We start from the raw sequence: 24557 nt of genomic DNA, 5'->3' as shown, positions 1-24557 counted from the left end.
TACCATTATCCTGTCAGACAGCGATCCGTCCCGACCAAACGCCAAAGCCGGAACGCCAATGACCGCAAAGAGAATTTTACGGGCCATACCAAAACGCTGCGCGCAAACTTATATCAATAAAAGCAGCGCAACTGGCCCACACGACCCCGCAATCAGAGAGAGATCCCGAGGGAGACTGGTCATGGCACAATTGGCGGCAATTAGCCTTGATGACAAATATACGCTTGAAGAAGGCCGGGTCTATTTGACCGGTATCCAGGCGTTGGTTCGATTGCCCCTGATGCAGCGCCAGCTTGACGCGCGCGCAGGCCTCAATACCGCCGGATGTATTTCCGGTTATCGCGGATCACCACTCGGCGGCCTTGATCAGCAGCTTTGGCGCGCCAAAAAATTCCTGACCCGACAGCAGATCGAATTTCAGGCCGGTGTGAACGAAGACCTTGCCGCCACCGTCGTCTGGGGCAGCCAGCAGGTCAATATGTACAAGGACGCCAAATATGATGGCGTCTTTGGCATGTGGTATGGCAAGGGACCGGGCGTTGACCGGTCGGGCGATGTTTTCAAACACGCCAACTATGCCGGTACGTCAAAACATGGCGGCGTTCTGGTTCTGGCCGGTGATGACCATTCCTGCAAATCATCCACCCTGCCCCATCAGACCGAATATGCCTTTATCGATGCGCAAATCCCGGTTCTGAACCCGTCCGGGGTTCAGGATATCCTTGATTTCGGGATCCATGGCTGGGCCATGAGCCGCTATTCCGGTTGCTGGGTCGCGATGAAAACCATCGCCGAAACGGTTGAAAGTTCGGCGGCGGTCGATGTCGCGCCCGATCGCATCACGCCGGTCATCCCCGATAATTTCGACATGCCCGAAGGCGGGCTCCATATCCGTTGGCCCGACACGCCAAAGGATCAGGAACACCGCCTGATGAAATACAAACTCTATGCCGCCCTTGCCTATGCCCGCGCCAACAAGCTGAACAAAACCGTCATCGACAGCCCGAATGCACGGCTTGGCATCATCACGACCGGCAAGGCCTATCTTGATGTCATGCAGGCATTCGATGACCTTGGCATATCCGAGGCCGATGCTGCCAAAATCGGCATCCGCGTGCTGAAGGTCGGCATGAGCTGGCCGCTCAACCGTGACGATGTGCGCGAATTTGCCATGGGCCTTGAGGAAATCATCGTCGTCGAGGAAAAACGCGCGGTGATGGAAAATCAGGTCAAGGAACAGCTTTATAACTGGCGCGAAGATGTCCGCCCGACCGTGATCGGCAAATTCGATGAAAAGGGCGAATGGATTCTGCCCTCGATGGATGAACTGACCCCGGCGCGCATCGCGGTTGTCCTCGCACAGCGCATCAATCGTTTCTATGACAGCCCGAAAATCCACGAACGCATCGACTGGCTGGAACAGAAAGAACGCGAAATCGCCGAACCGCGCCCGGATGTCGCGCGCATTCCGTGGTTCTGCCCGGGTTGCCCGCATAACAGCTCCACCAAGGTGCCCGAAGGCAGCCGCGCCATGGCCGGAATCGGGTGCCATTACATGGTCAACTGGATGGACCGTTCGACCGAAACCTTTACCCATATGGGCGGCGAAGGCGTCACCTGGATCGGGCAGGCACCATTCACCAATGAAAAGCACGTTTTCCAGAACCTTGGCGATGGCACCTATTACCATTCCGGGTCGCTTGCGGTGCGCGCCGCCGTCGCGGCCGGTGTCAACATCACCTATAAAATCCTGTTTAACGATGCGGTCGCCATGACCGGGGGCCAACCGGTTGACGGTCCGCTGACCGTGCCGCAGATCACCCGCCAGATGGCCGATGAAGGGGTGAAACGCATCGTCGTTCTGTCCGATGAACCCGATAAATATCCGGTCGCATCGCACTTTGCCGATGGTGTTGATATCCGTCATCGCGACGAACTGGAAAACACCCAGAAAGAACTGCGTGAAATCGAAGGTGTGACCATCCTGATCTTTGATCAGACCTGTGCGGCTGAAAAACGCCGCCGTCGCAAACGCAAACTGATGGTCGATCCGCCCAAACGCGTCTTCATCAACGATCTGGTCTGCGAAGGCTGCGGCGATTGCGGTGAAAAATCCAACTGCCTGGCCGTCGTGCCGGTCGAAACCGAATTTGGCCGCAAACGCGCCATTGACCAGTCGGCCTGCAACAAGGATTTCTCCTGCCTGAATGGCTTCTGCCCAAGCTTCGTCACCATCGAAGGTGGTTCCTTGCGCAAACCCGAAGCCGCCGCCAAAAGCGGTAATGCGGGCGATGCCATCTTCGCCAGCCTGCCGCGCCCGACCCTGCCCGATATCACCGATCCGTGGTCGGTTCTGATCACGGGTGTTGGCGGCACGGGTGTCGTGACCATCGGTGCCCTGCTTGGCATGGCCGCCCATATCGAGGGCAAGGGAATTGTCGGCCTTGATATGGCGGGGTTGGCCCAAAAAGGCGGTGCGGTCGTAAGCCACATCCGCTTTGCCGATACGCAGGAAAAACTCCATGCCGCACGCATTCCGGCGGGCGAAGCCAATGTGGTGCTGGGCTGTGATCTTCTGGTCGCGGCAAGCTTCGAAGGCCTTGCCAAGATGCGCCGCAACTTTACCCAGGCCGTGATCAACACCCACGAAACCGTCACCGGTGCCTTTACCCGCAACCCCGATTTCCAGCTGAAATCGAACGAACATATGAAGGTCATCTCGGACGCCTGCGGTGCTGATGCGGTGAACTTCGTCGAAGGCAGCGACATCGCCACCCGCCTGATGGGCAATTCGATTGCCACCAACCTGTTCATGCTGGGTGTTGCATGGCAGCGCGGCCTGATCCCGATCACCGAAGAAGCCCTGATGCAGGCGATTGATCTGAACGGTGTCGCGATTGATATGAACAAGCAGTCCTTCTATTGGGGTCGCCTGTTTGCCCATGATCCGAAACGCGTGCTTGATGTCATCGGCCCGAACGAGGCGGAGGCACATCCGATTGCCACCACGCTTTCCGACATGGTTGCCAAACGCAAGGCCTTCCTGACCGATTATCAGAACGCATCCTATGCCAACCGGTTTGTCGCACTGGTCGACAGGGTTGCGGCGACGGAAAAACGTCTTGATGGCGGTGATGATCTCGCCCGGACGGTGGCGAAATATTACTTCAAACTGCTCGCCTACAAGGACGAGTATGAAGTCGCCCGTCTTTATACCGATCCGGCTTTCAGGGCCAAACTCGCCAAGAACTTCACCGGCGATTACAAAATCCGGTTCCATCTGGCCCCACCGGCCCTTGCCGACAGGGACCCGGAAACCGGCCACCTGAAAAAGCAGGCCTTCGGTCCGTGGATGATGAACGCCTTTGGCATTCTCGCCAAATTCAAGTTCCTGCGCGGCACGGCACTCGATCCGTTCGGCCGGACCCATGAACGCAAAATGGAACGTCAATTGATCGCCGATTACGAGGCACTGGTCACCGAGGTCATCACTGGCCTTAACCATGACAATGCGCGGATTGCCAACGCCCTTCTGGCCCTGCCCGAACAGATCCGGGGTTATGGCCATATCAAGGATGGCAATATCGACAAGGTCAAAACCCGCGAGGCCGAACTGCTTGAACAGTTCCGCAACCCGCCGGAACATCTGAAAGCCGCGGAATAATCCGCTTGGCAAATTCTGCCAGAAATCAAAGGGGCCGCATGATCAGCGGCCCCTTTTTTATGTTGATGTTACGCCAATCGCGGTCGCGGCCCGCCCAGCGGGAAATGCAGATCGGGCAAAACCCGTGCTGCACGACGGCGCAAATCACGCACCGGATGTTCGCGAAGCTGACGGTTGCGGTAACTGGCGATCATGTCATCGGTCGCCTGATAGCCATCGTCAATCCCGCGATCAAGGTTCTCCCACGTCCAGTCGTAATTGATATGCGGTGAAACCGGGATTTCGATGATATCGATCTTCCGCCCGCTTTCGGCGACTTCACGCTTGAACGCCTTGACCGCATCCTCGCTTGCCGATGCGGCAAACAGCATGATCAGGTTGTTCAGCGCGTCATAAAGGTTTTCCGGCTGACGCACCTGCTTAAGGTCCAGAATACGGCTGACCCAGACTTCCTCGACATCGGGATGATGGTGCAGGAAGTCAAAGAAATTGACCGTATCAACCGTCGCCCCCTCGCAATAGGTATCGCCGTTTATTTCAACCGGTTCCTCGATAAACGGCAGGGCCGAACAGGCACACAGCGTCTGCGCATTCATCTGCGGCAGATTGTAATGGTCGGGCTTGTTGGTGAACAGTTCAAGCCGCTGCTGTGTCAGGTTATAGGCGTTATGGAAAAGGGCCGGTTTATCAGGCTGATACAACCGGTCGAAATCAAGCCGATCCAGGAACATGCTGTCGGGCGAATAGATTTTCGCCAATCCCTTGGTCTTGGTCTGGTACATCGCACCGATCATGAAGCGCGACAGCGGATTGACCGCCAGAATACCATTCAACAGCACATCGTTAAGGTTATGGGGTGTCCAGTATTTCGGATTGCCCATGAAATGGCGGACATGCTCGGCGGCCTCACCGATGGCTTCGGGGACGATCAGCCCCTGATAGCTGCCCGGGTTAAAGAAATAGGAAAGCCGGTTGGCGAAATCGGAAAAGAAATCCGGCGCAAAGGCCGATGCAATCGGAAAGCGTTCATAAACGCTTGCCGGGCGGAATATCTTGCGGAAAAACCCGATCGTCTGATCAAGTTCCTGTCCCTCGTCCGCCTGATGCCAGGCCACCGAAAGCCACGCACCGATGCAGGCAGATGACCAGATATCGAACGTGATATCGGGTTCCTGCTGAAGTCGTTTCAGAACCCCGATACTTAATCCGACGGCAGGTCCACCGCCGGACAAAAAGATTGCCCGCTTGATTTTTCTCACAGCTATCTCCCACTCATTTGTCGTTAAACGACTGAACACCCGAACGCTGCGTTGGAATAACGCCGCAGTTGCCAGCGCTTCCACCCAGGAGATATCAGCCCGTCTTGCGCGGGCCTCTGAAGCTAGGGTCAGGACCCATTAATTTGATTGGAATGGCAGGTGTTATATTTGCAAAATCCAAGGAAAAGCCCGCAGTGCGGGTCGGCATCCCGGACAAGGGGTTTGACGTCGGAGTTCGCAAATATAGCACCTGTCCTCCGGATCAATCAGATTTGCACGGGCTACTTTGTCGCAAAACCTTGAAAGATACATATCTTCCTGCGGTTTTGCTTCGCGTATCCGCACAAATCTGATTGACCATTGCAACCAAATTAATGGGTCCTGACCCTATAAGCATTATAACCTATTCAATATTTAAGATAATTTACCATTCGACATCAAACTTATGAAAGTTTGGAACAAATATAGACCATCGAATAGTGTGAAAACCCAAATATCTATACCAGTAAAATGCTTCGTAACTTTTATTTCACTATTTGTGTGACGACCGTCACAGGAAAATAGATACTTCCATGAACGAAAAACATTACAAAATGGAAAAAGGTCACCCGACGGGTGACCTTTGACATCTCTTGCGATTCGGTACCGATTACTCGTAATAACCGACCATAAAGATTTTGCCGTCATGCGGCTTTACCCAGGTCTTCTTTTCGGCAAGTTTCTTGGTTTCCGGGTGGGTCCAGGTATAGTTGGACCAACCGCCATCCGGGTTCGTCTTGCCGGTTTCCACCATGTCACGAATGATGAAATTGCTGTTCACATCCTGAAGATCCCAGATTTTCGGATTATTGATCAGCTTCGGATTGATCGCATGGGTCAGGAACGTGCCCTTTTCGCCGTCGGCGACAATCACATAATACTCGTCAAAAACATATTCGCCGTCCTTGTCGTTGAAGGTGGCAAAGGACTGATCCTGGCCAACTTCGTCATAAAGTGCGATGGCCTTATCAACCAGCCCCTGTGCGGTTGCCGCCTTGTCCTGGGCCTGTGCAAGGCCGGTGGTCAGGCAAAGTGCGGTCATGGCAGATACAAAAAGACGCATAAGTGTTTTCATCAGGTAATCCCCTTTGATGAACCTGTTGGAAGAAAAATGGAAAATGGATCAGACCGCCCGCAAACGGGCGACAAGCCCGTCCACGGAAGAACTCAGACCGGTCATCTGACGACCAAGTTCGCCGGTTGCCTGCCCGACGGAATCCGCGGACTCGCGTGTGGCACGGGCGATTTCACGCACATCGCCAATCCCGCCCGATACGGTTTCGGCATACCCGGCGGCTTCCGAAATGCTGTTGCTGATCTGGCCCGTGGCCGTCCCCTGCTCCAGCACGGCATCGGCGATGGCTTTAAGGATACCGTTGACGTCATTGACACTGGCAACAATCGTCTGGATCGCCTCGACCGCAAGAACGGTTTCGGTACGGACATTGGCGATTTCCGATGCGATTTCCTCGGTCGACCGTGCCGTCTGGCTGGCAAGGTTCTTGACCTCGTTTGCCACAACCGCAAAGCCCTTTCCGGCGTCCCCGGCACGGGCCGATTCAATCGTCGCGTTAAGGGCAAGAAGGTTGGTCTGTTCGGCAATATTGCCAATCAGTGCCGCAACATCCTCGATCCGGACACTGGCTTCTTCAAGCTTGCGGATTTTGGCATCCGCATCCAATGCCTGCTCGCTTGCGGCCTGTGCGCGTCGGCTGCTTTCCTGGATTTCGTTGCTGATCTGGGAAATCGCGGCGGCAAGGCTGTTGGCCGCCTCTGAAATCTCGCCCATATTGCGGCTGGATTTACCCGACGCATCATAGGCATTCTCGCTTTGCTGATCGGTGCGTTCGGCATTGGTCAGCATCGCACTGGCCGATGCCCCGATCTGCTCGATCGCGGCACTGACCGCGGTTGCCGTTCCCTTGACCGATGTTTCGATCTCGGCGGCAAGTTCCTGCATGGTGCGGCGTTTTTCCTCGGCCGCCTTGGCTTCGTCCTCTATGCGTTTGCGCTCGGCTTCCTGCAAACTTTCTGCATTCTGGCGGAACACTTCAACCGCACCTGCCATGCTGCCCATTTCATCGGTCCGCCCGGTAAAGGGCACATCGATATCCGCCCTTCCATCGGCCAGTTCGCGCATGGTCGCGGTCAACCGTTTGACCGGCACGCCGATCACGCGCGTGATGGCAAAACTGATCAACACCATCGCAAGGACGGCAACAACCGATGCAATGATTGTCTGGTTCTGGGCTGTCATGCCGGCTGCCATCGCATCCGAACTGGCAACATCCATGCGATTTTCCGCCGTTTCACGAAGCTCGGCCAATGTCGCCATCAGGCTTTCGTAATCCGACTGTGCCGACCATGAAAAACTCAGCGCCCCGGTATACTCGATATCAAGCATCCCCAGAACCTGATCGATCTTGGCAAGGTAATCTTCGTAAAGCTTGGCCGCACCTTCCGCGATCTCGCGTTCCGGCCCCGGCAGGTTCTGATCACCCAGCATCTGGGTAAAGGCATCGCGCGCCGCCGTAATCTGCGACTGCAATTCCGCATTCACGCTGCTCATGCGGTCTTCGTCAACGCCTGCCGCCGACCATGACAGCAGGCGATAAACCGTCTGATGAACCTTGGTGACATTACGGTCGATATTGCCGATATCGCGGACCTCCGGATAGGCCTCCGAAACGGCAAATTCCAGACCGTTGCTAAGTGATACGATCGCGCGTCCCCCGATGACGCCCACAATGGCAATGGCGATAACCCCGATCAGCGGCAGGACCGCCAACTTGGTACCGATATTCAGATTGACGAAAGTTTTCATTCTGTAACGTTCTAACCAATTGTAACTACAAGGATATCAGGCAACTGCCCCAACAGCTTCCCGGAAGATGGTGACTATGGCGTCACCCTTGTTTTTGCGATGTCCCTTAACCAGCTCATTGGCGACACAACGATCATTCGCCGACCCCATTTCGCCAGATGCGAAATGCGTGCGCGGCAAATGCCGATTGTTTGTTTTTATTGAAAATCTGATGACATGCCGGGCTTGGATAGCCACAAGCAGATGCGCAGTCCCGCACCGGATAAAGTTCGGATCGGCATACCGGATGTAACGCCCCCGCGCCCCGATGCCATCCCCCGATACAAGCCCAAAGCTTGCAGCCGCTCTCGCAGCACGTCCCATCCCCGCCATCGTACCCCCACGATCCGACAGGCGCGCAAAAATGCACCCCGTCATACAGGTTTCCGCGGCATAAACCGATCTTGATCGTTTCCAGGGATATTTTCTTCTATCACCTGACCGCGCGGCAGAGTGTAGTCAGCGACCACTAGCGCAACCAAGTGACATGTTTGTTAGGATATTAGTTCAAAAATGAGACAAGAAATACTACCCTAAGGTATCCGTTTCCTATCGGGGTATCGTATAAGTATTACATCGCAAAGACTTATACATTCGCAGATTTATACTATTCTCTAATTTAGTTTTTCATGCTTTACAGAACGAAGATTTCACCATCCGCTTCCGGAGTCATCCGGCCTGCTGCCGTCCTTCCGAATGAAATCAGTAATTTCTTTCTGCGCGCTGCTGACAGTTTCTGATCCGGCTCCGGCGCGGGGCGGACAATGGCCGCCTCAAACCGGTCAGCAACGATCAATCCGACATCAACCGGGATCAGGTCGCGCGGAAATTCCATCGGCACGGCAAAGAAAAACCGGTCGCAATAATCAAGATAGCTTTCCCACTTCTGATCAACGCGAAAATCCTCGACCGATGATTTGACCTCGACCGCCCAAAGATCGCCCTTTTCCCCCAGCGCCAGCACATCAAGCCTCCGCCCGTTGCCAAGCCTGAGCTCGGTCAGACAAGCCATGCGATGATGATACAAAAGACGGCAAACGCCTTCTGTGACTTCGCTTGTGATTTGGGGGCGATTGCGGTCATTCATCGCCACAGGATACAAAAACAAAAGCCCGCTCGAAAGCGGGCTTTGCATCTTGGCGCGACACTCCTGACACAGCAGATCAGCTCATGCCAAGCGCACGTTTGTAAACCTCAAGGATTTCTTCCTGTTCGGTGCGTTCGTGATCTTCCATTTTGCGCAGACGGATGATCTGGCGCAGGATTTTCACGTCATAACCAAGCGCCTTGGCTTCACCGTAAACTTCCTTGATATCAGCCATCAGGTTGGCTTTTTCTTCTTCAAGGCGTTCGATGCGTTCGACATAGCTCGCAAGCTGATCGGCTGCGATTCCACCGACTTCGGTCATTCCTGATATTCTCCGATCATGTTTGCGCAGCGGAAACCGGTGCGCTGAATTTCAATGCGGCGCGACGATACTCAATGCGCTTTGCCATGACAAGACCCGTTCGCCCGGCAAATTTCAGACGGCTTTCAAACTGCCGATTTTTCGCCGGGCACCGTATGCGCAATCAGGTGATCGGCCACCGCAAGCAACGCGTCGCGCGGGCTGGCCCCGTTTTCTACCGCATCGGTATAAATCTCGCGCTGGCGGCGTGCGCTTGTGCCACGTTTGATAATGGTGCGCGCATGCTCGATTTCCGCGACACAACCGAAATGCTCTGCATCCGGGCGGATCAGTTCGATGATTTCTTCAAGCAGATCGGCATAGGGCACAATCTCCGCCCGGCCAAAATCGATCAGCCCGGTTTTATCCCCGGCATCACTGCCATACCGGCACGCCCGCCAGCGGTTTTCACGCACCAGCATATTCGAATAAATCCGCCACCGCTGGTTATTACGCCGCAAACGATACAGCATCCGCATCAGACATCGCGTGATCGACGCCACACAGACCGCATCTTCCAGATCGGTACAGACATCGGCAATCCGCATTTCAAGCGTCGGCCAACGGTCACTGGGGCGCAAATCCCACCAAAGCTTGGTGCCATCCTCGATCACCCCGGCCTGGATCAGCATATCGACATGGCGGCGATATTCCGCCCATGATCCGAACACTTCGGGCAAGCCGGTACGCGGCAGGTTATCAAACACCGAAAGCCGGAAGGTCTGAAGCCCGGTATCACGTCCCCGCCAGAACGGCGAACTGGTGGTTAGTGCCAGAAGATGCGGCAGAAAATAGCTCGCCTGCGCCATCAGCTCGATCCGCAGGTCATCATCCTCGATCCCGACATGCACATGCATCCCGCAAATCAGAAGCCGGTCGACAACCGTGCGAAGGTCACGCGCAATCGTGCTGTAACGTTCGCCCTCGGTGTGTTTCTGGCTGTCCCATTGCGCAAACGGATGGGTCGATGCCGCCAGCAACGCCATGTCATAGCGCCCGGCAATATCGGCAACCGTGCTGCGCATATGCGTTAACTGGTCACGCGCCTCGGCCGCACTATTGCAAACCTTGGTGCCGGTTTCGACCTGACATCGCATGAACTCGCTTGATACCTGATCGCCAAGTTCATCCTTGCAGTCTTTCAGAAAATCCGCTGCCGGGTCCGTCGCCAGATCGCGACTTTCGCGGTCCACCAGCCAGAATTCTTCCTCGATCCCGATGGAAAAGCCCGGTTCGCGCGAATGGGACACCGCCAAATCAGTCTCTCCTGATTTTATAAAGGTTCGGGTCGGCCAGGATGTCGACAAAGGCATCGCCAAGGATTTTGGCCCACTTCTCACATCCCGCATCAGTATCAATCAGATCCTGGCGGATTTCAATCGACACACAGGGCAACCCACCGGCTTCGCCGTGATGATCAATGGTGTAATCGGCCATATGCTGCCCGGAATAGGGTTCGTTATCACCAATCGTCAGATCGGGATTCTGTTCGCGCAGTTTCGCCAGCAACGGCATCGGAATACGGCCATCCTGATCCCAAAGCACGCCGATCTCCCACGGGCGTTCAAACCCTTGGAACACTGGGGTAAAGCTGTGAATGGCGATCAGGGCCGGGACGATTTTGTGGGCATGGAAATTGGCAATCCGTTCTTCGATGGCCCCGTGATAGGGCAGGAAAATCTCGCGTATGCGCTTCATATGCTCCGTCGGGGAAACGTTTTTGTTTCCCGGAACCACCGTCTGATCGGCGATTTCGGGCATCCCGGTCGGGTCCCAAAGCTGCCGGTTGCAATCGATCACCAGCCGAGAAAACCCGCCCAGAACCGCCGGGCAATCAAACCGTTCAACCAGAATTTCGGTCACTTTGCGCGCCCCGATATCCCAACCGATATGGCGTTTGCGTTCTTCTTCCGGCAGGCCCAGCGTGCCAAGGCTTTTGGGGATTTCGCGCGAAGCATGGTCACAGACAAAAAGCGAATGCCCCTTGCCGTTCTCGTTCAAAACCTCAAACGGTGCGGGATCATCATGGCCCAGCAGCGACCCGGTATGGTGGCTCACGCGAATTCTCCTGAAATTGGGGCAGCTTGAAATTTTCGGCTCCGGAACCGGCACGAACCGGCACATCGAACCCTGTTGAACTATCAATTTATTGCTGGACTGACAAGGTCGCCCGCACGTCCTCTTTACAACAGTTCAACGGACACTTTGCAGCAACGCCAAACATCCCGTAAAGTGGTATGACCAATAAAACCAAACGCGTTTGTCGGCTGGAGTACAGTCGCTGCTGGAGTGTTCAGAACATGCCGCCTGTCAAACCTGTACCGTCTTCGGACACGGTTGATGCCAACCGGCCCAAAAGGATTGCCGATCAGGTTGCCGACAAGCTTCTCGACATGATCACCGCGGGCATGTTCCTGCCCGGTGATCGTCTGCCGGGCGAACGACAGCTTGCCGAGGACATGAAAGTCAGCCGCGTTTCGGTCCGGGCCGCCCTGCAAAAGCTTAAAACCCGTGGTTACCTTCGCGCGGTTCAGGGCGGCGGCACCGAAGTCCTGTCTTCGACCGGGGTCGAAATGGATACCGCGATGACCGATCTTGTACGGGACTCGCTTAACAATCTGCGCGACCTGCAGGAAATCCGCTGCACGCTCGAAACTTGGGCCGCGCGGCGCGCTGCCATCAACGCCAGTGACGAGGATATCGAACTGCTGCGCATCGCCTACCGGCAGGCCCACGATCCGCGTCGCGCGCCAAAATACCGTGCCGATGATGACCATCGCCTGCATATGATGATCGGCCGCGCCAGCGGATCAATCATCTATTACCACGTCATGAAAATGCTTCACGATGTCCTGCAGGCGGCCCTGACCGAAATCCGCTTTAACAATCTGTCCGGCCCGTCCTTTGACCGGATGGTGCAGGAACACCATTATGCGATTGTCGAAGCCATCGCCGCCCGCGATCCGGACGCCTCGGAAAAAGCCATGTCCGAACATTTGCAGGCGGTCATCGAATATTTCAAACTGGCCGCGGTGAACAAACCGAACTGAGCCGCAAATACAATTACAAGAACGATAAAAATACGACCATTCAGGGAAACCAGACATGACGACATCGCGCGACACGCTTTTGCAGTTGATGGATGCCGCCCTTAAGGCCGCCGATCCTGCGGTCCAGATTCCGCGCAACCTGCCGACAAAGCCCAAGGGCAAAACCATCGTCATCGGTGCGGGCAAGGCATCGGCCAATATGGCGCAGGCGTTTGAAAAGGCATGGGATGGCGATATTTCCGGTCTGGTCGTCACCCGCTATGGTCATGCGGTCCCGTGCGAGAAAATCGAAATTGTCGAAGCCTCCCACCCGGTCCCAGATGAAGCCGGGCAAAAAGCCGCCCAGCGTATTCTTGATATCGTCAAATCCGCTGGTCCCGATGATCTGGTGGTCTGCATGATTTCAGGCGGCGGATCGGCCCTGCTGGCCCTGCCCGGTCCGGGCCTGACACTCGAAGACAAACAGGCAATCAGCAAGGCCCTGCTTCATAGCGGTGCGACCATTTCCGAAATGAACTGTGTGCGCAAACACCTGTCCGCGATCAAGGGCGGCAGGCTGGCCGCCGCCGGTGCACCCGCCCGCATGGTGACCTATCTGGTATCCGATGTACCGGGCGACGATCCGGCAATCATCGCATCCGGTCCCACCGTTGCCGATCCGACAACCGGGCAGGACGCGCTTGATATCATCCGCCGTTACCGGATCGAAATCCCGCTGGCCGCGACCGAACTTTTGAATAACGACATCCATGAAACCGTCAAACCGGGCGACAAGTGCTTTAACGGGCATGAAGTGATCATGCTGTCACGCCCGCAGGATAGCCTGGAGGCCGCAGCAAAGGTCGCCCGCGACCTTGGCATCAATCCGGTCATTCTGGGCGATGCCATCGAAGGCGAAGCCCGCGAGGTCGCCATCGTCCATGCCGGGATCGCCCATCAGGTCGCCAATCACGGCCAACCCGCCGCCAGACCCTGCGTGCTGCTATCGGGCGGTGAAACAACCGTCACGGTCCGCGCAAAGGGGGGCCGTGGTGGCCGCAACAGCGAATTTCTGCTCTCCCTCCTGATCCAGTTCCGCGATCACGCCGGGTTCAGCGCGCTTGCCATTGATACCGACGGCATTGACGGCAGCGAAGATAACGCCGGTGCCATCATCGACCCGACAAGCTGGCAAAAGGCGATTTCAGCCGGTATCGACCTTCGGGAATATCTGGCCAATAACGACGCCTATAGCGCATTCGCCAAAATCGACGATCTCCTGATCACCGGCCCGACCCTGACCAACGTAAACGACTTCCGCGCCATTCTGATCGAATAACCCCGATCAGGATTTCGGCATCCACGGGCGGATCCAGTCAAGACCGGCATCGGTATTGCCATGCGGCTTGTATTCGCAGCCGATCCAGCCGTCATACCCGACCCGGTCGAGCATATAAAACAGGAACGGGTAATTAAGCTCGCCGCTATCGGGTTCGTGCCGTCCCGGCACACCGGCAATCTGGATATGGGCGGTTTTGTCCAGATGCCTGTCCAGACGGGCCGCAATATTCCCGCCAACAATCTGCGCGTGGTAAATATCGAATTGCAGCGCCAGATTGGGATGATCAAGCTGATCAAGGATCACGGCGGCCTGCTCGACCGAGTTTAACAAATATCCCGGCATATCAATCGGATTGATCGGCTCGATCAGGATTTTGACCCCGGCCTGTTCGGCCAGATCGGCGGCATAAAGCAGATTGTCGCAATAAAGCCGCGCCAGCTCGCCCGCATCCTCGCCCTTGCCCATCAATCCCGCCATGCAATGCACCATTCTGCATCCGGTCGCAGCCGCGTAATCAAGCGCCCTGACCACGGAATCGCGAAACGCATCCTCGCGCCCCGGTCGGCAGGCAAGCCCGCGTTCGCCCTTTTCCCAATCGCCGGTCGGCATATTGAACAAAACCTGTTCAAGACCATTATCGCTCAATAGCGATTTGACGCTTGCCATCGGCATGTCATAGGCGCCGACATATTCGACCCCGCCAAACCCGGCCGCTGCCGCCGCCGCGAAACGTTTTTCAAATGGCAGATCGGCAAACAGGAATGAAAGATTGGCGCTGAAACGGGGCATTGGACACCTGATCGAAGCATGGGTTCGGGCCGTCATGGTTTCGCATCACCGCCGCCGCGTCAATGCCAAAGCAGGACGGCATCCCGGGCACCTTCATCACCCGGCACCATCTTTGGCAATTTCGTCCGCAAGCCACGCACCGAATGCCTCGATTTCCTTGATATTGGCACTCTTGCCGGTATGGATCAGATGATAATGATGCCCTTCCATCACCGGGCCGAATGGCTGCACCAGAAGCCCTGCGGCGATTTCCGAACGCACCATTGCCGAACTGGCCAGAACAACGCCCTGCCCTGCGATGGCGGCCTGAATGGCGTGGGTATCGTCACTGAAACTAAGCCCGCTTGATAAATCGACATCATCCAACCCGGCCAGCTTGCACCACCGCGCCCAGGTCGGCGTTGCCTCGTCCGGGCGCAGCCATTCCAGATGCAAAAAGGTCTGCCCGCGCAGGTCGTTGGGCTGTTGGATGTTTAACATCGGGCTGCACACCGGCGCAAAGCGGTCGGCAAACAGGGTTTGCACCACCATGCCCGCAAAAGGCCCCCGTCCATATCGAACCGCGGCATCGGCCATCCCGGAATTAAGGTCAACCACCTCGGCGGAGGTATGCAGCCGCAAATGGATATCGGGATGTGCTGCCTGAAAACCGCCAAGGCGCGGCAACAGCCATTTGGCCGCAAACGACGCCAGCACCGACACCGTCAGGCTGCGCTGCTGCTTGCGCGCCTTGACCCGATCAATGGCAACGGCAAAACCGGCAAAGCCATCGCGCAATGTGGGATAAAGTTCCTGCCCGGCGGCGGTCAGTGTCACCTGCCTTGGCTTGCGGTCAAACAATCGCACACCAAGGGTTTCTTCAAGCAATCGTACCTGATGGCTGATCGCGGTCGGTGTTACGGCAAGTTCGGACGCCGCCCGCTTGAAACTAAGGTGCCGGGCGGCGGCTTCAAAGGCGCGCAGGGTCGCAAGTGGGGGCAAGGGCATATGGATGAACTCAATTCATCTATTGGCTGAGATATTCGATTTTGATCAAAACCTGTATCCAAGTCAAATATTGGGTAACGCAAATCGAAACAGATGAACAAAGATCATCACTCACGATCAAAGGTGCCCCATGACAACCATTCTTCATATCGACAGCAGTGCCCGCCCCGGCCGATCCGACACCCGCGCCCATGGCTCCCACTCCCGCCGCCTTACCGCCAAATTCATCGAACAATGGCGCGCCACCCGCCCGGATGACGAAATCATCTATCGCGATGTCGGGGCCAATCCCCCCAACCCGGTAACCGGTGACTGGGTTCATGCGGCCTTCACCAAACCGGCCCAGCGCGAAGACTGGATGCATCAGGTTCTGGCCGAAAGCGACGAACTGCTCTCCGAACTGCTGCGTGCCGATGTGATTGTTGCCGGGGTGCCGATGTATAATTTCGGCATGCCCGCCCAGATGAAGGCATGGATCGAAAACATCGTCCGTGTCGGCGTCACCTTCGGTTTTGACCGGTCGCGTGATGGCGAACCGTACTGGCCGATGCTGACCGGTGGCAAATCGGTGGTGGTCTTATCCTCGCGCGGCGATTTCGGATATGATCCGGGTGGACGTGTTGCCCATCTTAACCATGTCGAAGGCGGCGTCTTCGCCCCGCTGGAATATATCGGCATCACCGATCAGCACAGCACCGCCATCGAATATGACGAATTCGGCGATGAACGCACCCAGAAATCCATCGCTGATGCCGAGGCAAAGGTTACCGATATCGTCATGCAACTACAGGCACGTCACACGCAGGTGTCCGATATCGCCATGACGGCATGAAAAGCCTGATGGCACCATCACCGGGGAATGGATCGGCCCCTCATTCCCCCGGTGGTGTTCTTGTCGTTTTTCTGCCCCGGGCTTGATGCTGCGCTTTGGGCGGGGCTTGCCTGATCCGATACCTCGCCCGCCATCTGTCCGGTGATCAGACGCGCGCCTTTTTTGCGGAACAGATAACTCCAGACCCACTGCACCATCACAAGGGCGGGCGCGCGCAGACCGATCAGGAAATAGATATGCGCAAGCCCCCAGAACCACCACGCCAACCAGCCGCGCAGCTTCAACCCGTTCAGGTCAATCACCGCCCGATGACGCCCAATCGTCGCCAGATTTCCAGCATGGCGATAGGCAAATGGCGGCGTTTCACGGCTTGCCATATGATCAAGGATACGCCCGCCAACATACTTGCCCTGCTGCTTGGCCGCCGGGGCAATCCCCGGCACCGTCATGCCATCGCGCCACGGCACATGCGCCGCATCACCGATGACAAAAACATCCTCATAACCCGGCACCGACAGATCGGTATTGACCATCACCCGGCCACCCCGATCACATTCCCGCCCGGTCCAGTCGGCCAGATGATCAACCCGAACCCCCGCACCCCAGATCACATTGGCGCTCGGAATGAATTCATCGCCAATCTGCGCACCCATCGCGGTAATGTCGGAAACCTGCTGATTGACCCGAACCTCGACCCCGATTTTTTCAAGGGATTTGCGGGTATATTCCGATAGATCCTCCGGGAATGCGCCCAGTAATCTGGGGCCACCTTCCGCAAGGATGATGCGTGCATCACGCGGATCGATCCGGCGGAAATCATGGGATAATGCCTGTTTGGCAAGCTCGGCAATCGCCCCGGCCATCTCAACCCCGGTCGGCCCGCCGCCAACCACGACAAAGTTCAGCAACCGGCGCCGTTCTTCCGCATCTTCGCTGTTTTCCGCGCGCTCAAACGCCAGAAGCAGGCTCTTGCGGATATCGGTCGCCTCGGTAATGTTTTTAAGACCCGGTGCGACCATCGCCCAGTGATCATTCCCGAAATAGGATGTCACCGCCCCGGTCGCGATCACCAGATAATCGTATGAAAGGTCGCGATCCCCGGCGATGATCCGCCGCCCCGGCAAATCAAGCCCGGTGACCTCGCCCATGAAAACGGAAACATTGGGATAGCGGCTGAAAATACTGCGGATCGGCCAGGCGATTTCGGCCGGTGACAGGTCGGCGGTCGCGACCTGATAAAGCAGCGGCTGAAACAGATGATGATTGCGCTTGTCAATCAGGATGACATCAACATCATCCTTGCCCGCAAGTTTCTTGGCAGCACTCATGCCCCCGAAACCCGCGCCAACAATTACCACCCGTTTTCTGTCCGTCATGCCGGTCATGCTCCTGTCATGCATTTGTCCGACCCCGGCTCTAGCTAGGCAGGAACGGGGTTATTTGCAAGTTATTCAAAAAGAACAATTGGATGGACAATTCTGTCCGCCTTTGCTGGAACGCGCGACAAGCTGATGCGTTCCGATTATAAGGATCACATAGTTCACCAAGCCCCAAAAGAGGCCCGCCATGACCGACGAATTTGTCCTTCATCCGCAACTTGCCGCCGATACCGATCTCGTCACCGACGGGCCGCTATCCCATATCCTGCTGATGAATGACGCCCGCTATCCCTGGCTGATTTTGGTCCCCAAACGCGCCAATCTGGTCGATTATGACGACCTGAGCGCGGATGAACGCAAATTGCTGGGCGATGAATGCGCCGCTGTTTCGGCAACGCTGAAACGTCGCTTCGACGCACATAAAACCAATATCGCGATGCTGGGCAACATGGTCCCGCAACTCCATTGTCATGTCGTCGCCCGGTTCAAAAATGATGCTGCATGGCCCGGCCCGATCTGGGGCGTCGGCAAGGCCGAACCTTATGACGAGGAAACCGGCAATGAACGGCTGGCGATCCTGCGGGCTGATCTGATTTCAGCTTTCAAGCATCTGTAATTTCCCGCTTTGCCGCTCCTTGACGCATATCAAGGAAGATGAATTTGGAATAATGCAAAAGACGGACAGAACGAATTTTCGGGATGTCCGTCATGCAACTCGCCCTTTACGAAAAATACGACCTGCGTCTGCCGCGCTATACCAGCTATCCGACCGCACCGCATTTCAGTGCGTCGGTGAATGGCAAGGCTTTCGAAAGCTGGCTGGGTGACCTTGATCCCGCACAACCCTTATCGCTTTATCTGCATATTCCGTGGTGCCGGGAAATGTGCTGGTTCTGCGGCTGCAACACCAAAATCACCAAACAATATGACCCGGTCGGCAATTTTGTTGTCGCCCTTCGGGCTGAAATCGCAAGCCTGCTGTCAAAGCTTGACCCCGCGCATCGCTTCAAGGTGTCGCACATTCATTTTGGCGGCGGCAGCCCGACGGCACTGAAACCCGAAGACCTGCGCGCGATCATGGCCGATCTGACCGATCGCATCGATATCCTTGACGATGCCGAAGTCGCCCTTGAAATGGATCCGCGCACCGCAACCCCGGAATTTATCGATGCCATGGCCGATTGCGGCTTTACCCGCGCCAGCATCGGCATTCAGGATTTCAACCCGTTTGTCCAGCGTGCGGTCAACCGCGTGCAATCGTTTGAGCTGGTCGAAGATGTCATTGCCCGCCTGCGGGCGCACAGGATTTCGGGCATCAATGTCGATCTGATGTATGGCCTGCCGTTCCAGACGGTCGACAGCATCATCGAAACCGTTGATCAGACGGTCACGCTCAACCCCGACCGCCTGTCGGTATTCGGCTATGCCCATGTGCCATGGATGAAAAAACACCAGAACCTGATCCCGACCGAAGCCCTGCCCGATACCGCAGCCCGCTGGGCCCAGTACGAGGCCATCCAGACCCGGCTGACCTCACACGGTTACAGCGCCATCGGCCTTGACCATTTTGCCCGCGATGACGACGCCATGGCCATCGCGCAGAAAAGCGGCCTTTTGCACCGGAATTTTCAGGGTTACACCACCGACCGCGCCGAAGCATTGATCGGCTTTGGCCCCTCGGCCATTTCATCCCTGCCGCAGGGCTATGCCCAGAACGACCCGGCTCTTGCCCGCTGGCAACGTGCGGTCGAGGCGGGCGAATGCGGCATTGAAAAGGGTATTGCGGTCAGTGACGAGGACCGCATCCGGCGCGACATCATCAATGAACTGATGTGCAACCTGACGGTTGATGTTGCCGCCATCTGTGCCGATCACGGCACCTCAGTCGACCGTTTCACATGGGAAATCGGTCGCGTCCGCGCCATGACGCAGGATGGCATTGTCGAAGTTAACGGCACACACATCACCCTTACCGAAAGCGGCCGACCGCTTGTCCGTGCGGTTTGTGCGGCCTTTGACACCTATCTTGATCACGCCCACGGACGGCATTCACAGGCGGTTTGAGAATTGCTTCAAATTTGCTTGGAAACATGGGAGTATCTATAATAGCTAATTTACCATGGGGAATATAGATGGCCGTAGTTGCACATGACTGCCCGCACTGCCAAGTAAAGCATGTTGGCCATCACGTTGTGGCTGAGTATCGCCCCCCAGCATACCGTAGAGAAATCCACTCATTTCTGAGATGTGGCCACTGTGGCCGGGCTTCTGTAGCTGTATTCTTGGTTTTAGAAGGACGCGGTTTGTCAGGGTCTCATGCTGAAATTAGTCAGCACTTTGGAGTATACCCCAATGCGTTTCAACTTTTAAGCTTTGCACCAGCAGGTGATACGCCCCCCATCCCGGAGCATCTTCCAGAAACGGTAAAAACATATTATTCAGAGGCAATTATGAACATCAAGATTGCCCCAAATTCTTCTGGAACAATGTTTCGTAAAACGCTTGATGTCGCGATCAAGCAAATTGCTCCGGACACAAAAGGAAATTTAGTAAATCGAATAGATAAAGTTGCAAAAGATGGACTAATTACAAAGGAGTTGGCCGAGTGGGCTCACCATATTCGTATTGAAGGCAATGATGCGGCACATGATGAGGACCCCTTTACTATTGATGAAGCAATGGCACTTCATAAATTCACTGAGCTTTTAGTTATGTATCTGTTCACGCTCCCGGGCATGCTTGCTGAGAGAAAACTAGCGACATCCGCAGAAATGGACGCCGCTGATTAGCTCTTCAAGAGGTCTGGTTCAAACTAAATTTACTATCGATAGACTCCTTGCGAACAGTCAATCCCATTCATTTACCAGCCTATCGGCGCCTACGATCCGGCCGTTTTATCCGCCAGTCCATGAATGCCCCATTTCCTCGCCGCCAAGCCAACCCCGCCGCATCGCCAAACACCACCAATCGGGTAGACCTCGGCCATGTCCCTGTTGCCCCGCCCGCCCATCGCTTTCGGTGATGCCGGAAACGCTTCTCACCCCAAAGGCAACGGCGTTGTCGCATGGCAGGCACAAACCCCGCCATCGATGACCGGCCTTTCGGCATGTCCGAATGCGCCATCGGGTCCATCGCCAGGCCACGCCAGCCAGTTCAGCCAGCCGATCCAGTGCAGACGCAATTCGGGCCTACTGATCCTCGGCATTGTCGCGCTTCACCGACCGGACTGGCCCCGGACTAAACTGGACCGAACCAACTTCGCCTCGCCCCGGTTCCCGCTGCCCCGAACAAACGCCCTTGCCCCAAGGGCACAACTCTCCCGTCATGATAAACCACAGTTTTTCGTAAATTTCCCGCAGCCTTACGGCCCGGACGCACCACCGCCGTAATGGCTTTTCCATGCGCCAGTGATGCCCCTTTGGCGATACCGTCCCCGCCATTTCATCCCGTCAGATCGCTGTCCCGTCATCGTCTCATTCCTGTTTTTGCAACCCGAAACGCAAAAAACCCGCAAAAGCGAAGCACGCTTTGCGGGTTTTGTCTCCGGACCCATTTGTCCTGTTGACTTTATCTTTATGCCACAACAAAAAGAACAAATCAAGAACAATTTTCCAGAAAACCGGAAAAAGTTCCCAGCGAAAATTCACCTCGATATAAAAGATATATTTCTCAATATCTTAACCAAGTAAATCAGCTTCGCCGGTCTTGTTGTTCCCTCACAGCAGGATCAGTCCCAATCAGGAGCCAGCCCGTCTGGGCTGACGATCCGGCCGTTTTTATCGGCCAGACCATGAATGGCCTGCATTTCCTCGCCGCTGAGTTCGAAATCAAAGATATCGAAGTTTTCCGCGACCCGGCTTTCGGTTGCGGTTTTCGAAAGGGCGATGACGTCATTCTGCTGCAACAGCCAGCGCAGAACCACCTGTGCAACTGACCTGTCATGCGACTTGGCGATCTCGCCAAGCTGCTCATTCTCCAGCACCTTGCCATCGGCCATCGCATAATAGGCGGTCAGCGCCATGCCATGCTTGCGCGCGCCATCCATGACCTTGGTCTGATCGATGAACGGATGATATTCGACCTGATTGGTCACAAGCGGCGCATCCGACAGGGCGGCGGCCTCGTCCATCAGGGCAATGTTGAAATTGCTAACCCCGATATGGCGCACCTTGCCTGCCTTGTGCACCTCGTTAAGCGCACCGATCTGATCGGCAAGCGACACATCCTTGTTTGGCCAATGCAAAAGCAGCAGATCGACATAATCGGTTTTAAGCTTTTCAAGGCTTTCATCGACCGACTTGCTAAAGGCATCATGCCCGTAATTGCTGACCCAGACCTTGGTGGTCAGGAAGATGTCCTTGCGCGGAACGCCGCTATCAAGGATCGCCTGCCCGACGGCGGCTTCGTTGTCGTAAATCTGGGCGGTATCGATATGGCGAAAGCCGGTTTTGATGGCCTTCGGAACGATACGCAGAACTTCGGCTTCGGGCATGCGAAACGTGCCAAAGCCAAGGGCGGGAATCACCGCACCATTTGCAGATACATCAAACATCTGAATTCCTCATTGGAAATGTCGCGACTGTCTTCGCAACGGCTGCCAAACCCGAAGGTTCCGATAATTCCGGCACTCAGGCCGATTTGCGCACCGTCAGGATGACAATCCCGGTAATCACGACCAACCCGCCCAGCATCTGGGCCGGGCTGATCATCTGTTCCAGCACCACCCAGCCAAACAGCAGGGTGGCAATCGGTTCCATATTCATCACCGGCGCATTGCGCGCCATATTCAGCCGCGGCACCGAAATGAACAGGACGGAAAAGGCACCACCATACAGCAGTACCAATGCACCAAGCCCGAACCAGCCCGGTGTTGCGGATGGCAATGCCATTCCGCCCGGCACCAGTTCGGCAAAACCGGCAATGATCATCGATGCAAACACGATCACCATGGTGAACATGCTGCGCACCGATCCGCGCAATGCCGATAATTTGTGATCGGTCACCCAAAGGGCGACAGCAAAGGACGTTGCCGCCCCCAGCGCAAAACCAATCCCCTGCCACCAGTTCGCACCAACATCACCATCCATCGCCAGAACACCTGGCACATCAAGTGCTAAAACAAGCCCCGACAGGATGAACAGCATCAGGGCTGCCGATTTCAGGGTCGGCCGTTCGCCGCCCAATGCCCAGGTCAGCAACGCCAGAATGATCGGGAAACTGTTGGCCGTCAGAAGCGCAAGTGCGACCGGAATGCGCGCCACCGCCGAATACAGGCACAGGCTTTGGATCGTGACCAGAAGCCCCAGCAGCAATTGCCATTTGCGCGTCCCGGCCGGCAGCCGGATCGTCTGGCGTTGCCAGATCACAAGTGTAATCAGGATCGCCAATGCCACACCCGACCGGCACAGGATCGCCAGAAGCAACCCAGTACCGTTTTCAAACGCCAGCCTTGCCGCTACATGGTTCCCGGCAAAGGAACAGGCAACAACAACAAGGATCAGAACCGCAATCTGGCGGGGGAAATGTTCAGGAACGGCAGCAGGCAGCGCAGTCGAAATGGACATATCAAAACCGGTTTTGTGGGGCGAACAATCAGAAAACGCCAGAAAGACCATTAAAACAAGCCTTTCCGGCAAAGGGTGCCACATCCGGTGCACGGGACGTGGCAACCCCGATATCGGTTATGCGGTCTGAAGGACGTTATCGGACCGGCGATCAAGCACACCGCTGATCATGGTCAGACCAACCGCAAACGCGACCAGAAGGGCCGCAACCCACGGCGTTGCCGACAGACCAAGCGACGAGGAAACAACAATCCCGCCAACCCACGCCCCGATCGCAATACCAAGGTTAAAGGCCGCGATATTCAGCGCGGATGCGACATCCACCCCGCCCGGACGGTGCAGCTTTGCCAGTTGCACGACATAAAGCTGAAGCCCCGGCACATTGGCAAACTGCAGGAAACCAAGGGCCGCCAGCGTGATAACCGCAAGGACCGGCGACACGGCGGTAAAGGTAAAGATCACAAGTGTGACGGCCTGCAAGGCAAACAGGATGGTCAGTGCACGGACCGGGTTCCGATCCGCAACACGCCCACCGGCAAGGTTGCCAACCGCAATCGCAAGCCCATAGAACACAAGGATCAGACTGACACTGGATTCACTGAAACCCGTAATGTCCTGCAGCACGGCAGACAGATAGGTAAAGGTGACGAACGTGCCGCCATAACCAAACGCGGTCATGCCAAACACGATCAACAACCGCCCACTGCCGAGCACGCGGACCTGATCAACCAGGCGTGCGGGCTCCGCCCGGCTGAGGTTCGAGGGCAGCAAAGCCGCAATCCCGGCAAAGGCAATCACGCCAAGAAGCGAAACACCCCAAAAAGTCGCACGCCATCCCAGCATCTGACCGATGAAAGTTCCCAGCGGCACGCCGGTTACAATCGCAACCGTCAGCCCCATGAACATCATTGCAATCGCCGATGCCCGGCGGTTTTCCGGCACCAGATCGGCGGCAATCGTCGCCCCGATCGAGAAAAACACACCATGCGCAAAGGCCGAAATCACCCGCGCAACCAGAAGCATTTCATAGGTGGGGCTAAGGGCGGCGGCACTGTTGCCAACCACAAACAAAGCCATCAAACCCAGCATCAGGGTCTTGCGATGCATCCGCCCGGTCAGGGCGGTTAAAACCGGCGCACCGAATGTGACGCCAAGGGCATAAACACTGACAATCAACCCGGCCATCGGCAGGGTCACCGAAAGATCGTTTGCCACGGTCGGCAAAAGGCCGACGACGACAAACTCCGTCGTGCCGATCGCATAGGCCGCGATCGTCAACGCAAATAAAGCAAGCGGCATTTCAATTCTCCGTCCCGCGCGCCATGCGACTGCGGGCACAAATGGTTGGTGGGGCATCCAGCC

The 24557-nt window shown here is 56.1% G+C and carries 22 protein-coding genes; 7 read left to right on the top strand and 15 right to left on the bottom strand.

Going from position 1 to position 24557, the window contains the following annotated elements:
* Positions 1–181: 181 nt before the first annotated feature.
* Positions 182–3664: an indolepyruvate ferredoxin oxidoreductase family protein gene (locus AUP42_RS15505; protein ID WP_062952504.1), complete on the top strand. Its 3483-nt coding sequence runs from the start codon at positions 182–184 to the stop codon at positions 3662–3664.
* A 68-nt stretch (positions 3665–3732) separates the two neighbouring features.
* Here the strand turns inward: AUP42_RS15505 and AUP42_RS15500 are convergent, their stop codons facing one another.
* The 8 genes from AUP42_RS15500 to AUP42_RS15465 all read right to left on the bottom strand — a co-directional run bounded on the left by AUP42_RS15500 (position 3733) and on the right by AUP42_RS15465 (position 11331).
* On the bottom strand, positions 3733–4923 hold the full coding sequence (locus AUP42_RS15500) for a patatin-like phospholipase family protein (protein WP_062952503.1): 1191 nt from the start codon (positions 4921–4923) through the stop codon (positions 3733–3735).
* 649 nt (positions 4924–5572) lie between these two features.
* Positions 5573–6037, bottom strand: a complete 465-nt coding sequence (locus AUP42_RS15495; RefSeq protein WP_062952502.1) for a cache domain-containing protein — start codon at positions 6035–6037, stop codon at positions 5573–5575.
* Between the two features lie 48 nt (positions 6038–6085).
* On the bottom strand, positions 6086–7786 hold the full coding sequence (locus tag AUP42_RS15490) for a methyl-accepting chemotaxis protein (protein ID WP_062952501.1): 1701 nt from the start codon (positions 7784–7786) through the stop codon (positions 6086–6088).
* A gap of 36 nt (positions 7787–7822) precedes the next feature.
* The gene (locus AUP42_RS21795; protein WP_062952500.1) at positions 7823–8203 is read right to left on the bottom strand and encodes a hypothetical protein; all 381 of its coding nucleotides are present in this window, start codon (positions 8201–8203) and stop codon (positions 7823–7825) included.
* 256 nt (positions 8204–8459) lie between these two features.
* Complete coding sequence (locus tag AUP42_RS15480) at positions 8460–8960, bottom strand: MmcB family DNA repair protein (protein ID WP_231858310.1); 501 nt, start codon at positions 8958–8960, stop codon at positions 8460–8462.
* Between the two features lie 28 nt (positions 8961–8988).
* The gene (locus AUP42_RS15475) at positions 8989–9234 is read right to left on the bottom strand and encodes a DUF2312 domain-containing protein (protein WP_007090950.1); all 246 of its coding nucleotides are present in this window, start codon (positions 9232–9234) and stop codon (positions 8989–8991) included.
* Between the two features lie 125 nt (positions 9235–9359).
* Positions 9360–10529 (bottom strand): carboxylate-amine ligase, encoded by a 1170-nt coding sequence (locus tag AUP42_RS15470; protein WP_062952499.1) that lies wholly within the window; start codon positions 10527–10529, stop codon positions 9360–9362.
* A 1-nt stretch (position 10530) separates the two neighbouring features.
* The gene (locus AUP42_RS15465) at positions 10531–11331 is read right to left on the bottom strand and encodes an N-formylglutamate amidohydrolase (protein ID WP_062952498.1); all 801 of its coding nucleotides are present in this window, start codon (positions 11329–11331) and stop codon (positions 10531–10533) included.
* Between the two features lie 242 nt (positions 11332–11573).
* Between AUP42_RS15465 and AUP42_RS15460 the strand changes: the two genes are divergently transcribed.
* Both AUP42_RS15460 and AUP42_RS15455 read left to right on the top strand, forming a co-directional pair.
* Entirely contained in the window at positions 11574–12323 is a 750-nt protein-coding gene (locus tag AUP42_RS15460; RefSeq protein WP_062952497.1) for a FadR/GntR family transcriptional regulator, read from the top strand.
* 55 nt (positions 12324–12378) lie between these two features.
* The gene (locus AUP42_RS15455) at positions 12379–13641 is read left to right on the top strand and encodes a glycerate kinase type-2 family protein (protein WP_062952496.1); all 1263 of its coding nucleotides are present in this window, start codon (positions 12379–12381) and stop codon (positions 13639–13641) included.
* 6 nt (positions 13642–13647) lie between these two features.
* Here the strand turns inward: AUP42_RS15455 and otnI are convergent, their stop codons facing one another.
* Both otnI and gcvA read right to left on the bottom strand, forming a co-directional pair.
* Entirely contained in the window at positions 13648–14433 is a 786-nt protein-coding gene (otnI, locus tag AUP42_RS15450; protein ID WP_062952495.1) for a 2-oxo-tetronate isomerase, read from the bottom strand.
* 96 nt (positions 14434–14529) lie between these two features.
* Positions 14530–15420, bottom strand: a complete 891-nt coding sequence (gene gcvA / locus AUP42_RS15445) for a transcriptional regulator GcvA (protein WP_062952494.1) — start codon at positions 15418–15420, stop codon at positions 14530–14532.
* A gap of 130 nt (positions 15421–15550) precedes the next feature.
* Here gcvA and AUP42_RS15440 point away from each other — a divergent pair, with 130 nt between their 5' ends.
* Positions 15551–16252 (top strand): FMN-dependent NADH-azoreductase, encoded by a 702-nt coding sequence (locus AUP42_RS15440; protein WP_062952493.1) that lies wholly within the window; start codon positions 15551–15553, stop codon positions 16250–16252.
* Between the two features lie 17 nt (positions 16253–16269).
* Here AUP42_RS15440 and AUP42_RS15435 read toward each other — a convergent pair whose 3' ends face one another.
* Positions 16270–17628: an NAD(P)/FAD-dependent oxidoreductase gene (locus AUP42_RS15435; protein ID WP_062952535.1), complete on the bottom strand. Its 1359-nt coding sequence runs from the start codon at positions 17626–17628 to the stop codon at positions 16270–16272.
* Between the two features lie 190 nt (positions 17629–17818).
* On the opposite strand from AUP42_RS15435, the gene AUP42_RS15430 reads away from it, so the two are divergent.
* The 3 genes from AUP42_RS15430 to AUP42_RS21235 all read left to right on the top strand — a co-directional run bounded on the left by AUP42_RS15430 (position 17819) and on the right by AUP42_RS21235 (position 20420).
* The gene (locus AUP42_RS15430; RefSeq protein ID WP_062952492.1) at positions 17819–18247 is read left to right on the top strand and encodes an HIT domain-containing protein; all 429 of its coding nucleotides are present in this window, start codon (positions 17819–17821) and stop codon (positions 18245–18247) included.
* A 92-nt stretch (positions 18248–18339) separates the two neighbouring features.
* A complete protein-coding gene (hemN, locus tag AUP42_RS15425; RefSeq protein WP_062952491.1) occupies positions 18340–19695 on the top strand; it encodes an oxygen-independent coproporphyrinogen III oxidase in 1356 nt (451 codons plus the stop codon).
* A 68-nt stretch (positions 19696–19763) separates the two neighbouring features.
* Positions 19764–20420 (top strand): DUF4145 domain-containing protein, encoded by a 657-nt coding sequence (locus AUP42_RS21235; protein ID WP_082824798.1) that lies wholly within the window; start codon positions 19764–19766, stop codon positions 20418–20420.
* A 248-nt stretch (positions 20421–20668) separates the two neighbouring features.
* Here AUP42_RS21235 and AUP42_RS21425 read toward each other — a convergent pair whose 3' ends face one another.
* The 4 genes from AUP42_RS21425 to AUP42_RS15405 form a co-directional block, all read right to left on the bottom strand.
* Positions 20669–20836, bottom strand: coding sequence for a hypothetical protein (locus AUP42_RS21425; protein ID WP_156484637.1), 168 nt, complete (start codon positions 20834–20836; stop codon positions 20669–20671).
* 522 nt (positions 20837–21358) lie between these two features.
* The gene (locus tag AUP42_RS15415) at positions 21359–22183 is read right to left on the bottom strand and encodes an aldo/keto reductase (RefSeq protein ID WP_062952489.1); all 825 of its coding nucleotides are present in this window, start codon (positions 22181–22183) and stop codon (positions 21359–21361) included.
* Between the two features lie 76 nt (positions 22184–22259).
* The gene (locus AUP42_RS15410) at positions 22260–23195 is read right to left on the bottom strand and encodes an EamA family transporter (RefSeq protein ID WP_062952534.1); all 936 of its coding nucleotides are present in this window, start codon (positions 23193–23195) and stop codon (positions 22260–22262) included.
* Between the two features lie 117 nt (positions 23196–23312).
* Positions 23313–24494, bottom strand: coding sequence for an MFS transporter (locus tag AUP42_RS15405; protein ID WP_062952488.1), 1182 nt, complete (start codon positions 24492–24494; stop codon positions 23313–23315).
* Positions 24495–24557: the final 63 nt, after the last annotated feature.

The sequence above is a fragment of the Thalassospira lucentensis genome (assembly GCF_001613805.1).
In the GTDB taxonomy this organism is placed as follows: Bacteria; Pseudomonadota; Alphaproteobacteria; order Rhodospirillales; family Thalassospiraceae; genus Thalassospira; species Thalassospira lucentensis_A.
Note: the sequence above shows the minus strand (reverse complement) of the source record. Positions and strands in the feature narration are given on the sequence as shown.

What these genes read in the sequence shown, in the direction of transcription:
- AUP42_RS15460 (WP_062952497.1), top strand. Translation starts at nt 11,574, where the DNA reads ATGCCGCCTGTCAAACCTGTACCGTCTTCGGACACGGTTGATGCCAAC.
- otnI (WP_062952495.1), bottom strand. Translation starts at nt 14,433, where the DNA reads ATGCCCCGTTTCAGCGCCAATCTTTCATTCCTGTTTGCCGATCTGCCA.
- AUP42_RS15490 (WP_062952501.1), bottom strand. Translation starts at nt 7,786, where the DNA reads ATGAAAACTTTCGTCAATCTGAATATCGGTACCAAGTTGGCGGTCCTG.
- AUP42_RS15415 (WP_062952489.1), bottom strand. Translation starts at nt 22,183, where the DNA reads ATGTTTGATGTATCTGCAAATGGTGCGGTGATTCCCGCCCTTGGCTTT.
- AUP42_RS15475 (WP_007090950.1), bottom strand. Translation starts at nt 9,234, where the DNA reads ATGACCGAAGTCGGTGGAATCGCAGCCGATCAGCTTGCGAGCTATGTC.
- AUP42_RS15440 (WP_062952493.1), top strand. Translation starts at nt 15,551, where the DNA reads ATGACAACCATTCTTCATATCGACAGCAGTGCCCGCCCCGGCCGATCC.
- AUP42_RS21795 (WP_062952500.1), bottom strand. Translation starts at nt 8,203, where the DNA reads ATGACGGGGTGCATTTTTGCGCGCCTGTCGGATCGTGGGGGTACGATG.
- AUP42_RS15480 (WP_231858310.1), bottom strand. Translation starts at nt 8,960, where the DNA reads ATGCAAAGCCCGCTTTCGAGCGGGCTTTTGTTTTTGTATCCTGTGGCG.
- AUP42_RS15505 (WP_062952504.1), top strand. Translation starts at nt 182, where the DNA reads ATGGCACAATTGGCGGCAATTAGCCTTGATGACAAATATACGCTTGAA.
- hemN (WP_062952491.1), top strand. Translation starts at nt 18,340, where the DNA reads ATGCAACTCGCCCTTTACGAAAAATACGACCTGCGTCTGCCGCGCTAT.
- AUP42_RS21425 (WP_156484637.1), bottom strand. Translation starts at nt 20,836, where the DNA reads ATGCCGAGGATCAGTAGGCCCGAATTGCGTCTGCACTGGATCGGCTGG.
- AUP42_RS15435 (WP_062952535.1), bottom strand. Translation starts at nt 17,628, where the DNA reads ATGACGGACAGAAAACGGGTGGTAATTGTTGGCGCGGGTTTCGGGGGC.
- AUP42_RS21235 (WP_082824798.1), top strand. Translation starts at nt 19,764, where the DNA reads ATGGCCGTAGTTGCACATGACTGCCCGCACTGCCAAGTAAAGCATGTT.
- AUP42_RS15405 (WP_062952488.1), bottom strand. Translation starts at nt 24,494, where the DNA reads ATGCCGCTTGCTTTATTTGCGTTGACGATCGCGGCCTATGCGATCGGC.
- AUP42_RS15455 (WP_062952496.1), top strand. Translation starts at nt 12,379, where the DNA reads ATGACGACATCGCGCGACACGCTTTTGCAGTTGATGGATGCCGCCCTT.
- AUP42_RS15495 (WP_062952502.1), bottom strand. Translation starts at nt 6,037, where the DNA reads ATGAAAACACTTATGCGTCTTTTTGTATCTGCCATGACCGCACTTTGC.
- AUP42_RS15410 (WP_062952534.1), bottom strand. Translation starts at nt 23,195, where the DNA reads ATGTCCATTTCGACTGCGCTGCCTGCTGCCGTTCCTGAACATTTCCCC.
- gcvA (WP_062952494.1), bottom strand. Translation starts at nt 15,420, where the DNA reads ATGCCCTTGCCCCCACTTGCGACCCTGCGCGCCTTTGAAGCCGCCGCC.
- AUP42_RS15430 (WP_062952492.1), top strand. Translation starts at nt 17,819, where the DNA reads ATGACCGACGAATTTGTCCTTCATCCGCAACTTGCCGCCGATACCGAT.